The sequence below is a fragment of the Streptomyces sp. NPDC057697 genome (assembly GCF_042799335.1).
Taxonomy (GTDB): domain Bacteria; phylum Actinomycetota; class Actinomycetes; order Streptomycetales; family Streptomycetaceae; genus Streptomyces.
This window is the reverse complement of record NZ_JBHVJA010000002.1, coordinates 220,077-231,085: the sequence shown is the minus strand read 5'-3', so window position 1 is coordinate 231,085 and position 11,009 is coordinate 220,077. Positions and strand designations below refer to the sequence as shown.

Sequence of the window (11,009 nt, the reverse complement as noted above, 5' to 3'; positions counted from 1 at the left end):
GCCCGTCACCATGGAGGCATGACCGTTCCCCAGGATGCCTCCCCCGGTGTCGCTCCGCCCCCCGATCCGGCGCCTCTGCTGCGGCGCAGTCCGCAGCACAAGGTGGTGGCCGGGGTGTGCGGCGGGCTCGGCCGGTACTGCGACGTCGATCCGGTGATCTTCCGGATCGTGCTCGGTGTGCTCTCCGTGACCGGCGGCATCGGGCTGATCTTCTACGGCTTCGCCTGGCTGCTGGTCCCGGTGGACGGCGAGGAGGAGAACGAGGCGCGCAGGCTGCTGTCCGGCCGGGTGGAGGGGGCCTCGCTGATCGCGGTGCTGCTCGCGCTGATCGGCTGCGGGCTGTTCCTCTCGATGCTGGGCAACGGCGGCACGCTGGCGTTCTCCGCGATGCTGTCGCTCGCGGTCGTCGGCTTCGCCGTGTGGACGCAGCACCGCAGGACCGCGGCGCCGGAGGGCCCGCTGCATCCGGCGACCGCGCAGGCGGTGGCGGACGCGCCCCCGGAGGTGAAGGCGCCGCCGTCGCCGGGCAGCCCGTCGTGGTGGCGGGACCCGATCGTCAAGGACGGCTCCTCGGGGCCGGTGGCCGCCGGCTATCTGTGGGGCCCGGCCGACGCGGCGCCCGTGGCCCATGTGGCACGGCCCACGCAGGACGCCCCGTTCCGCCCGCCCCGGCACGAGCCCGGCACCCGGGGCCCGGCCTCGATCGGCGGTCCGGTGTTCCTGTTCGCCCTGATCGCGGGGGGTCTGGGCACGGGGCTGACGTGGGAGTCCCATCCGTTCGGTACGAGCCTGCAGTTCGGTCTGGCCGGCGCGCTCGCGGTGTTCGGGCTCGGGATGCTGGTCAGTTCGTTCCTGGGCCGCACGGGGTTCGGCACGGTCATGCTGGCGATGGTGACGGCCGCCCTGCTGGCGGGCGCGTCCGCGCTGCCCAAGAACATCACCACCCAGTGGGTCCGCGAGGGCTGGCGGCCCGCCTCGGTGGCGGCGGTCCAGCCGCACTACCGGCTGGGTACGGGGGTGGCGCGGCTGGACCTCACCGGGATCAAGGTCCCCCGGGGCACCACCCTCACGACGGAGGTGAACGTCGGGGCGGGCCGCGCGGTCGTCGTCGTGCCCGAGGACGTGACGGTGAAGGTGGACGCGCGGGCGACCATCGGCGACATCTCGCTGCCGACCGGCAGGCCGGGCGAGGCCCGGACCGAGAGGCCGCGCGAGGTGGACGTCGACCCCGACCGGCGGGAGCGCCGGACGCTCCCTCCCGCGCCGGGCGCCCGCCCGGCCGGAACGGTCGACCTCAGACTCGAAGTCGGCATCGGACAGGTGGAGGTCACCCGTGCTGCGTCATGAGATCCGGCCCGGACGGGCGGTGGCGGGCGTGGTCATGCTCGCGCTGGCGGCGGGCTACGCGGCGGACGCCGCGGGGGCCTGGGACGCCCCGTGGGTCTTCTTCGTCCCGCTGTTCTTCGGCGGCCTCTGGCTGGCCGCCACCGCGACCTGGGTGAACTACCTGATCCGTCGCCGCCGTGACGCGCGCAGGGCGTCCGCGGAGAACTCCGCGGCCCCGCCGAGCACCAGCGGCAGCCAGGCCATGAGGTAGGCCAGGTCGTTGCCGAAGTAGTACGGCGTGACCTGCCAGCTCACGGTCAGCCACAGGCTCAGCGAGATCAGCGCCCCGCCGAGCGCGGCGAGCCGGGCCCACAGCCCGAAGAAGGTCCCGAGGCCGACGGCGAGTTCACCGATGGCGATGGCGTAGCCGAAGGCGCCGGGGTTCTTCAGCGCGAGGTCGACGAGGCCCGGGATCGCGGACGAGTCCCGCACCGCGTGCATGGTCTCGCCGATGGAGCCGGGGCCGCTCGCCCGGAAGAAGGAGCGGTCCGTCAGCTTGTCGAGCCCCGCGTAGATGAAGGTGACGCCCAGGAAGATCCGCAGCGGCAGCAGGGCGTGCTGCCGCGCCACGTCCTTGAGCCCCCTCGACTCACCCAGTCCGCGCACGTTCGTGCCGTATCCCCGCATGTGACTGCACCGCCTTCCGTAGACCCGTCACCAGACCTTACGTACAGGGCGAACGCGCTGCTCACCCGGTGGGGCGTCCGGCCGGTCGTGCGTCGCGGGCGGTCAGTCCGTCACGTCGATCTCGACCGGGTTGGTCTCCACTCCGGCGGCGGTCACGACCTGGACCTCCACCACCCCTGGCTCGACCTCCACCGGTACCGGCACGGTGAGGACGCCGTCGGCCGGGTTGGCGAAGCCGCCGGGGACCGGGATCAGCGGTACGTGCACATGGACCCGGCCGATCCGGACGACCACGCGGGCCAGCCGGTCCGGTGTCCCGGCGCCGGGCGGCACGAAGCCCGCGCCGCGGATCTCGATGTCGTCGCCGGTGCGGACCGGCGCGTCCAGGTCCCCGGCCTCACGGGCCCGCACCACCGAGAGGATCACCGGACGGCCGCCCTCCGCGTACTTCCCGGCGAAATAGGCGAGCGCCGAAACGGTGACCAGCAGCGCCAGCCCCCAGGGCAGGTCCGGCAGCTGCTCGGGCCGGCGGGCCAGCCGGACCGCCGCGAACAGCACGGCGACCGTGCTCACCAGCACGTACTGCACATCCGTGAAGCTGCCCCGCCCGGAGTCGTCGGTGAGCAGATCGGCGGCGCGCGGCCGGTCGGCCCGCAGCTTCTGGAGCCGCCCGGCCAGGGAGCGTACGGTCACGACCCGGCGTACGACGACGGCGACGGCGCACACCAGCGCGAGCACGGTCACCACCCCGGCGCCCCGGGCCAGATCCAGTCCCTCGATCAGCGCGTCGCGTTCGGCGTGGCGGGAGGCGCCCGCCAGCTGGAGCGCCAGGACGAGTACGGAGAACACGGCGAGCAGCACCCAGGAGACGGCGACCGCCCGGGAGGTGGAGAGCCGGTTGTCCTCGCCGATCAGCGGGGCGAGCAGACCGCCCCGGGCGCGGTGGACATGGGCGGCGCCGCTCAGCAGGGCCGCGGTGACGAGTCCGGCGATCAGGCCCGCCGTACGGGCGTTGGTCCAGCCCGCGCCGATGGCGGTGGCGCACTCGCCGACGACCAGCAGCGCGACGCTCCCCCACACCACGGTCAGGGTGCGCCGCCAGACCCGGTACAGCCAGGCGTCGCCCGCCTCCCGGCCCCGTTCGGCGACGGTCCTGGCGGACTGGGTGAGCTCGTCCGAGACCCACTGGCGGGTCGCGGAGGCGGACCGGGCCACGCCGGGCGGCAGCCCCTGGCCCGCGGCGAGTTCGTCCCGCTTCGCCAGGAACGCGGCCACCGCGCGCCGGTGGCCCTCGCGCGCCCCGTGCGGGCAGTCGCCGCACATGCAGCCGCCCCCGTGCGCGCTGCCCGCCCTCGCCTCGTCCAACGCCACTGGGAACGCCGCCCTCTCCAACCCGGTACAGCCAACTCGGCTGCCATTTCAGCGAATTGTGCCGCACGGCGGGGCCCCGGACCGCATCGGGGCGGTCCGTCGGCGCGTATCGTCAGAATGTGCGACTGATCCGGCGCCACAGGGGCTGGTAGTTGATCCACGCCACCAGGTCGCTGCCGAGCTGATCGCGGGTGGCGACCGCGTCCCGGTGCTCGATGAGCACGGGTTTCCCGGCGGCCCGCGCGGCCAGTTGCACCTGGCAGGAGCGCTCCAGCGTGAGGAACCACCAGGCGGCCGCGTCCACCGAGTCGCCCACGGTCAGCAGCCCGTGGTTGCGCAGCACGATCGCCTTGCGGCCGCCGAGCGCGGCGGCGATCCGGCGCCCCTCGTCCTCGTCGACGACGACCCCGGTGTAGGCGTCGTACAGGACGTGGTCCTCGTAGAAGGCGCAGGATTCCTGGGTGATCGGTTCGATCAGCTCGCCGAGCGCGGCCAGGGCCCTGCCGTGCACGGAGTGGGTGTGCGCGACGGCGACGACGTCCGGGCGGGCCCGGTGCACCTGTGCGTGGACGGCGAACGCCGCCTGGTTGACGTGGTGGTGGCCCTCGACGACCTGTCCCTCGCCGTTGACCAGGATCAGGTCGTGGGGTGCGAGCCCGTCGAACGGGGCCCCGAAGGGGTTGACCCAGAAGCAGTCGGCGAACTCGGGGTCCCGGGCGGTGAGGTGGCCGGAGACGCCGTCCTCGTACCCGTACTCCCCGAACAGCCGGAGCGCACCGGCCAGCCGCTCCTTGCGGTACGCGCGCTCGTCGGCCGCGCAGTCGTGGACGGGCGGCATCGCGAAGTGGAGCTGGTCCACGGGTATGGGGGTGGGCTCGGACATGGCGGCTCCTCGGGGCTCCCAGGGCGTACGTGCGCCAGCGCACGGGATCGGAAGTTACCGCCGGTTGCCACAAGTGGCCAGGGATGCGGGGCGGTCCGCCGGGGGACCGCCCCATCGCGTCGTCTATCGCCGCCGCTGGTTGATCGCGGTGAGATCGATGTCGACGGGGAAGGGAACGTCAAGCTTCAGCCTGTTGTGGTGAATGCCCGTCGGCGTGTAGGCCTTCAGCGCCGGATCGAGCTCGTAGACATACACGATGGGCAGACCGTCCCCGCCCGCCTCCACCCTCCAGAAGTGCACGACCCCGGCAGCGGCGTACTTCCGGGGCTTGACCTCCCGATCCCTGTCCGCGGACTCCTCCGAGACGACCTCCACCGCCAGGATGACGTCCTCCGGCCTGAGTGAGGTCTGCTTGGGGCCCGTATCCGCTCCCAGGGGAACCACCAGTACGTCCGGCTCGGGCCGGTTCCGGCGGTCCAGCCTGACGCTGAATTCGCGAAAGACATCGAGTTCGTCCGGCGCCTGTTCGAGGAGAGAGGTCTCCAGCAGACGCATCGTCCGCATGTGAAACCTGGTCTGCGGACTCATGAAGACGAGACTCCCGTCGATCAGCTCGGTGCGCCGCGGCAGGTTCGGAAGCCGGTCGAGATCATCTGCGGTCCAGCCCTGGGGAGGGGGGACCGGGTAGTTGTACTTCTCGTCCAACTCGTACTCGGGTGCAGCGCTCATGATTGCTCCCATGGGGCAGAGTCTCGTCTCCGCAACCAGCGTACCCAGCTCATACGACGATGCCGTCGCCCAAACGAATGAGCGACGGCATCGGTGTTTGACCTCGTGGGAGGTCACTCCCACTCGATGGTGCCCGGCGGCTTGCTCGTCACGTCGAGCACGACGCGGTTGACGTCGGCGACCTCGTTGGTGATGCGGGTCGAGATCCGGGCGAGCGTCTCGTAGGGCAGGCGCGACCAGTCGGCCGTCATCGCGTCCTCGGAGGAGACCGGGCGCAGGACGATCGGGTGGCCGTAGGTGCGGCCGTCGCCCTGGACGCCGACCGAGCGGACGTCGGCGAGCAGGACCACGGGGCACTGCCAGATGTCGCGGTCCAGTCCGGCGGCGGTCAGCTCCTCGCGGGCGATGGCGTCGGCCTCGCGGAGCAGGTCGAGCCGCTCCTTGGTGACCTCGCCGACGATGCGGATGCCGAGGCCGGGACCGGGGAACGGCTGGCGCTGGACGATCTCCTCCGGCAGGCCGAGTTCCTGGCCGACCATCCGGACCTCGTCCTTGAACAGCTGGCGCAGCGGCTCGACGAGCTGGAACTCGATGTCGTCGGGGAGGCCGCCCACGTTGTGGTGCGACTTGATGTTGGCGGTGCCGGTGCCGCCGCCGGACTCGACGACGTCCGGGTAGAGCGTGCCCTGGACGAGGAAGGCGACCTCCTCGCCGTCGGCGGCGCCCTCGGCGACGATCTCGGCCTGGGCCTGCTCGAAGACGCGGATGAACTCGCGGCCGATGATCTTCCGCTTCTGCTCGGGGTCGGAGACCCCGGCCAGCGCGGTGAGGAAGCGCTCCTCGGCGTCGACGACCTTCAGCTGGACGCCGGTGGCGGCCACGAAGTCCTTCTCGACCTGCTCGGTCTCGCCCTTGCGCATCAGGCCGTGGTCGACGTACACGCAGGTCAGCTGGGAGCCGATGGCCTTCTGTACGAGGGCCGCGGCGACCGCGGAGTCCACGCCGCCGGACAGACCGCAGATGGCGCGCTTGGTGCCGACCTGCTCGCGGATCAGCGCGATCTGCTCCTCGACCACATTGGTCGTGGTCCAGGTCGGCTCGATACCCGCGCCGCGGTAGAGGAAGTGCTCCAGGACCTGCTGGCCGTGCGTGGAGTGCAGCACCTCGGGGTGGTACTGGACGCCGTAGAGCTTCTTCTCGTCGTTCTCGAAGGCGGCGACCGGCACGACGTCCGTGGAGGCGGTGACGGTGAAGCCCTCGGGGGCGGCGGAGCAGGCGTCGCCGTGCGACATCCAGACCGACTGCTCGGCGGGGGTGCCCTCGAAGAGCGTGGAGCCGCTCTTGGAGACGGTGAGCGGGGTACGGCCGTACTCACGGGCACCGTTGTCGTCGACGGTGCCGCCGAGCGTGGTGGCCATCAGCTGGAAGCCGTAGCACATGCCGAAGACCGGGACCCCGGCCTCGAACAACGCGCGGTCCAGGGAGGGCGCTCCCTCCGCGTACACCGAGGAGGGGCCGCCGGACAGGATGATCGCCCGGGGGTTCTTGGCCAGCATCTCGGCCACCGGCATGGTGGACGGGACGATCTCGCTGTAGACCCGGGCCTCACGGACGCGTCGGGCGATGAGCTGGGCGTACTGCGCGCCGAAGTCGACAACGAGAACCACGTCGGTGGTGGTGTCGGGGGCGGCGGGGGGTGCTGCTGGCACGGGCGGCCTTCCGGCGGTGAAAGGGGGGGTCTGTTTTGTCGATTCTACCGGGGTCGCGGAGTCCGCCGACGTCCCGGCCGCGCGGGGGTCCGGGGACGGGCTGGGGCGGGGCGCGCCCGGACACGGTGTCTCAGCATCCGGGCGCCGGGTTGGTCCGGCCTTCGCGGCCGGGCCATACTGAGGGCATGCGTCAGCACACGACCTTCGTCTTTACCTATGGCATCCGGCCCGCCGGCTGCCATGGTCGTGCTGCTTGATCCACTGACAAGCAACGTTCCAGGCGCCCCGGGCCGAAAGGCCCGGGGCGCCTCGGCGTTTGCGGACCGACCGGCCTCGGGGACCCGACCCACGAGGAGTCACCACCATGACCAGCACAGCCCCCGCGGAAACCGCCCCCGTGAAGACCGCCGCCGAGAAGACCGGCGCGCGTACCGAGGAGGCCGCCGCGCTGATCGACGACGCACGGGCCCGTATCGACACCCTCGACGACCGGATCATCGGACTCGTCCAGGAGCGGATGGCCGTCTCGGCGGTCATCCAGGAGGCCCGGATCACCTCAGGCGGCCGCCGGATCAGCCTCTCCCGCGAGATGGAGATCCTCGCCTCGTACCGGGACGCGCTCGGCAAGCCCGGCACCTCGCTGGCCATGACGTTGCTGGAGCTGTGCCGGGGCCGGGCCTGACACCCGGCGGGGCGGGGGTCCCCCGGCGTATCCCAGTTCGGGCCGATTCTCACCCGTACGGCGCGTGACCGGGCCCGGCGCGGCTTCGTTGGTCCCGGTGTCCGTGCCAGCCAGGGGCGGTTCCGAAGAAAACCGCGTGTGGCTCCGCTGGAGCGTGTGGCGTACCGCATGTGCGCCGTGGGACCACGCCCCAGCGTGCGTGACCGGTCGGCAGGGGACAGCAGACCGGTCACCCCAGGAAACGGCCGGCTCCGGGGACGCCCGGGGCCGGCCGTTTCCATTGCCTCCGCCGCCTCCGCGCCGTACCCCTGCTTCCGTCGGCCCTCTTCCCGTCGCCGGCCCTCTTCCCGTCGCCGCTGTGCCGCCGCCGCTGTGCCCGTCGCATCCGTTTCCGTGGCCTCTTTCCGGCGGGGCCGTCGGCGTGAGCGGCGTCACATCGGAGTTCGGTGAGCATCCGGACAACCATTGCGGCGGACCACGGGTCAACCATGCGGAACCACCGGCCCCGCTCGTGTCCCCCGCGGCGGGCCCGTCCCGCAACCGTGGCACCCATCGCGCCGCGCAAGGACTCCCGAGGTCGCCATGAAGTTTCGCCGCGCCCTGGCGCTGGCCGCCGCCACGGTGGTCGTCGCGCCCGCCGCGATTCTGGCCGCGCCCGCCGCGTCGGCCACGGCGACGGACGGGACCGCTGCCGCCGGGGCCACCGGTACGCCCCCGCCGAGCGAGCCCGGGTCCCCGGCCGCCTCACCGGATGCGTCCGCCACCACGCCCGTGGAAGAGCCGGGCGGGAACCCGGGCGAGGGACCGGGCGGAGATACGGGCGACGGAACCGGTGAGGACTCCGGCGAGGCGTCCGCGAGTCCCGGAGCGGGCGGGCCCGGCCCGTCCACCGCCCCGGACGAGTCCCCCGGACCGACCCCGAGCGGCACGCCGGGCGCCCCGGCGTCCCCGTCCGCCTCCCCGTCCGCCTCCTCGTCGGAGTCCGAGGACCCGGCGCCGCCGGCCGTGTGCGCCACGTCCGACCTGGACGTCTCCGTCCACGGCCTGCCCGGCCGGATCGCCCGGGGCAGCGGCCGGCACGCGTTCACGATGAACGTCTACAACTCCTCGCGGTCCACCGTGAAGAAGATCGACTACTTCGCGGGCGCCTCCTCCGACAGGGCGGGCGACGACCTGTTCCGCTCGGAGCAGGTCAGCCTCCAGGTCCGTGATCCGGAGACCGGCGCTTGGGTGGAGCTCGGCGAGGACGGGCGCGCGGTCGGTTACGTCGGCCGGTCGGACGAGATGCCTCCCGGGTACGAGGTCGACATCCCGCTGCGCATCGAGGTGAAGCGGACCGCCCCCGTCGGCGCGGGCTTCACGCTCGGTGCCGGTCTGTACGTGGGCGACAAGGACTGCGTGGGCGTCGGCGACGTCGCGTACCGGTTCCGGATCGTGGAGTCCGGCGGGAGCGGTTCGACGCCGCGGACCGGCGGCCGTGCCCCGGTGCCGTCCGCGGAACCGGCCGCCAACCCGATGGGCCGGGTGACCGGCCGTCTCGCGGAGACGGGGCCGTCCTCCGCGCTGCCGGTGTTCGCCGCCGCGGGCGGTGCGGCCGTGATGCTCGGCGCGGGCGCGATGTACCTCGTGCGGCGCCGCGGGCACGGTGACGCCGACGTGTGACGCGTCGGTACGCCGTGGACGTGGAAGGGGCTGCACTCGGAGGGGGGTGCAGCCCCTTCCACCGTTCCCGAGCCTCCTGCGGCCGCTTCACGGCTGCTTCAGGGCTGCCTCACGGCTTCTTCGGCGGGACGGCCGGCATCCCGAGGAACGGCAGCTTCAGCGCGCCGAAGGCGTCCTCGGGCACGGCGGGCGAGCGCGGTTCGACCGCGGCCAGCCGTTCGTACGCCTCGCCCTGAGCCGGACGCGGGTCCTTCTCGCCCTTGTTGGGCCAGAAGGACATCGCGCGCTCGGCCTGTGCGGTGATGGTGAGCGACGGGTTGACGCCGAGGTTCGCGGAGACCGCCGAGCCGTCGACCACCGAGATGCCGGGGTGCCCGTAGAGCCGGTGGTACGGGTCGATCACCCCGTCGTCGGCGGTGGCGCCGATGGGGCAGCCGCCGAGGAAGTGCGCGGTGAGCGGGGTGCCCATCAGCTCGCCCACGTTCGAGCCCGCGAAGCCGTTGATCTCCTCGGCGAGCAGGGCGGCGGCGCGGGTCGCCTCCGCGATCTGGGTCGGGTTGGGCGTGCCGTGCCCCTGCCGGGCGGTGAGCAGGCCCTTGCCCACGCCGCCCGGCTTGCGGTACGTCGTCAGCGAGTTGTCGAGCGACTGCATGACCAGCCCGATGATGGTCCGTTCCGACCAGTGGTGGTTGGAGAGCGAACGCAGGGCGAGGGCCGGGTGCCTGGCCATGTTGCCGAGCCAGCCCAGCACCCTTCGGCCGCCGTAGGGCACCTGGAGGATGGACATCGAGCCCATCGCGTTGGAGCCCTTGCCGTAGCGGACCGGCTCGATGTGGGTGTTCTCGTCGGGGTGGATCGAGGAGGTGATCGCGACGCCCCGGGTGAAGTCGGCCTTCGCGGTGCCGTGCTTCCTGCGGTAGCGCCGGTCGCTGGTCTGCGAGCCGACCAGCGCCTCGGAGTTGGTACGGGTCAGCTCGCCGAGCCGGGCCGAGAGCCGGGGCAGCAGCCCCTTGTCCTTCATGGTGTGCAGCAGGGTCTGGGTGCCGTACGTACCGGCCGCGACGACCACCTCGCGGGCGCGCAGCCGGGTGGGCCTCGCCTTCCTGCGGCGGTCGGTGGGGACGGTGACGACGCGGTAGCCGCCCTCCGGGTCGTCGGTGACCGCGATGACGGAGGTCATCGGGTGGATGACGGCTCCGGCCTTCTCCGCGAGGTGGAGGTAGTTCTCGTTGAGGGTGTTCTTGGCACCGTGCCGGCAGCCCGTCATGCACTCGCCGCACTCGGTGCACGCCTTGCGGGCGGGGCCCGCGCCGCCGAAGTACGGGTCGGGGACCGTGCCGCCGGGCTTCGCCCGCGCCGTGCCGTCGGCGTCCTTGCCGTCGCCGAAGAAGACGCCGACCGGGGCGAGGTGGAAGGTGTCGCCGACGCCCATGGCCTGAGCGGCGGCCTTCAGATGGACGTCCGAGGGGGTCGTCGTCGGGTTGAGCCGCACCCCGAGCATCCGCTCGGCCTGGTCGTAGTAGGGCTTCAGCTCGTCGTGCCAGTCGGTGATGTCCGCCCACTGCCGGTCCTCGAAGAACGGCGCCGGAGGCACGTACAGCGTGTTGGCGTAGTTGAGCGAGCCGCCGCCGACGCCCGCCCCGGCGAGCACCATCACCTTGCCGAGCAGATGCACCCGCTGGATGCCGAAGAGCCCGAGCGCGGGGGCCCACAGGTAGTTCCTGAGGTCCCAGGAGTTCTTGGGGAGGGTGCCGGGGGTGAAGCGGCGGCCCGCCTCCAGCACCCCGACCCGGTACCCCTTCTCGCTCAGCCGCAGCGCCGACACCGCACCGCCGAAGCCCGAGCCGACGACGAGCACGTCGTAGTCGTAGGCGTCGTCGTCGGTTCCTTCCGGCGCGGCGGGCCGGTTCTGGGCAGGGCTGTCCTGGGACATGGCTCTCCTCGGTGCGGAACGGGCGGA

General features: G+C 72.6%; 10 protein-coding genes. 4 read left to right on the top strand and 6 right to left on the bottom strand.

Annotated features, from left to right (window positions below; translation table 11 throughout):
• Nucleotides 1–18: 18 nt before the first annotated feature.
• Together ACFVFH_RS06205 and ACFVFH_RS06200 are read left to right on the top strand one after the other, a co-directional pair.
• On the top strand, nt 19–1,347 hold the full coding sequence (locus ACFVFH_RS06205; protein WP_383764090.1) for a PspC domain-containing protein: 1,329 nt from the start codon (nt 19–21) through the stop codon (nt 1,345–1,347).
• Nucleotides 1,334–1,597 carry a hypothetical protein gene (locus tag ACFVFH_RS06200; protein ID WP_383764087.1) on the top strand — a complete coding sequence of 88 codons (264 nt, stop codon included), beginning with the start codon at nt 1,334–1,336 and terminating at the stop codon, nt 1,595–1,597. The genes ACFVFH_RS06205 and ACFVFH_RS06200 overlap by 14 nt, the downstream gene beginning before the upstream one ends.
• Here ACFVFH_RS06200 and ACFVFH_RS06195 read toward each other — a convergent pair.
• The 5 genes from ACFVFH_RS06195 to guaA form a co-directional block, all read right to left on the bottom strand.
• Nucleotides 1,504–2,013, bottom strand: coding sequence for a DoxX family protein (locus ACFVFH_RS06195; protein ID WP_383764084.1), 510 nt, complete (start codon nt 2,011–2,013; stop codon nt 1,504–1,506). The two genes, ACFVFH_RS06200 and ACFVFH_RS06195, sit on opposite strands and share 94 nt — an antisense overlap.
• Nucleotides 2,014–2,115: 102 nt before the next feature.
• Nucleotides 2,116–3,384: a hypothetical protein gene (locus ACFVFH_RS06190; RefSeq protein ID WP_383764081.1), complete on the bottom strand. Its 1,269-nt coding sequence runs from the start codon at nt 3,382–3,384 to the stop codon at nt 2,116–2,118.
• 112 nt (nt 3,385–3,496) lie between these two features.
• Entirely contained in the window at nt 3,497–4,267 is a 771-nt protein-coding gene (locus ACFVFH_RS06185) for a class II aldolase/adducin family protein (protein WP_383764078.1), read from the bottom strand.
• A gap of 123 nt (nt 4,268–4,390) precedes the next feature.
• Nucleotides 4,391–4,996 (bottom strand): Uma2 family endonuclease, encoded by a 606-nt coding sequence (locus ACFVFH_RS06180; protein ID WP_329195393.1) that lies wholly within the window; start codon nt 4,994–4,996, stop codon nt 4,391–4,393.
• A gap of 113 nt (nt 4,997–5,109) precedes the next feature.
• A complete protein-coding gene (guaA, locus tag ACFVFH_RS06175; protein ID WP_383764074.1) occupies nt 5,110–6,705 on the bottom strand; it encodes a glutamine-hydrolyzing GMP synthase in 1,596 nt (531 codons plus the stop codon).
• Nucleotides 6,706–7,069: 364 nt separating this feature from the next.
• Between guaA and ACFVFH_RS06170 the strand changes: the two genes are divergently transcribed.
• Nucleotides 7,070–7,387: a chorismate mutase gene (locus ACFVFH_RS06170; protein ID WP_383764071.1), complete on the top strand. Its 318-nt coding sequence runs from the start codon at nt 7,070–7,072 to the stop codon at nt 7,385–7,387.
• 582 nt (nt 7,388–7,969) lie between these two features.
• Complete coding sequence (locus ACFVFH_RS06165) at nt 7,970–9,049, top strand: LPXTG cell wall anchor domain-containing protein (protein WP_383764068.1); 1,080 nt, start codon at nt 7,970–7,972, stop codon at nt 9,047–9,049.
• Nucleotides 9,050–9,158: 109 nt separating this feature from the next.
• On the opposite strand, the gene ACFVFH_RS06160 is transcribed toward ACFVFH_RS06165, so the two are convergent.
• Nucleotides 9,159–10,982 (bottom strand): GMC family oxidoreductase N-terminal domain-containing protein, encoded by a 1,824-nt coding sequence (locus ACFVFH_RS06160; RefSeq protein WP_383764065.1) that lies wholly within the window; start codon nt 10,980–10,982, stop codon nt 9,159–9,161.
• Nucleotides 10,983–11,009 lie beyond the last annotated feature (27 nt).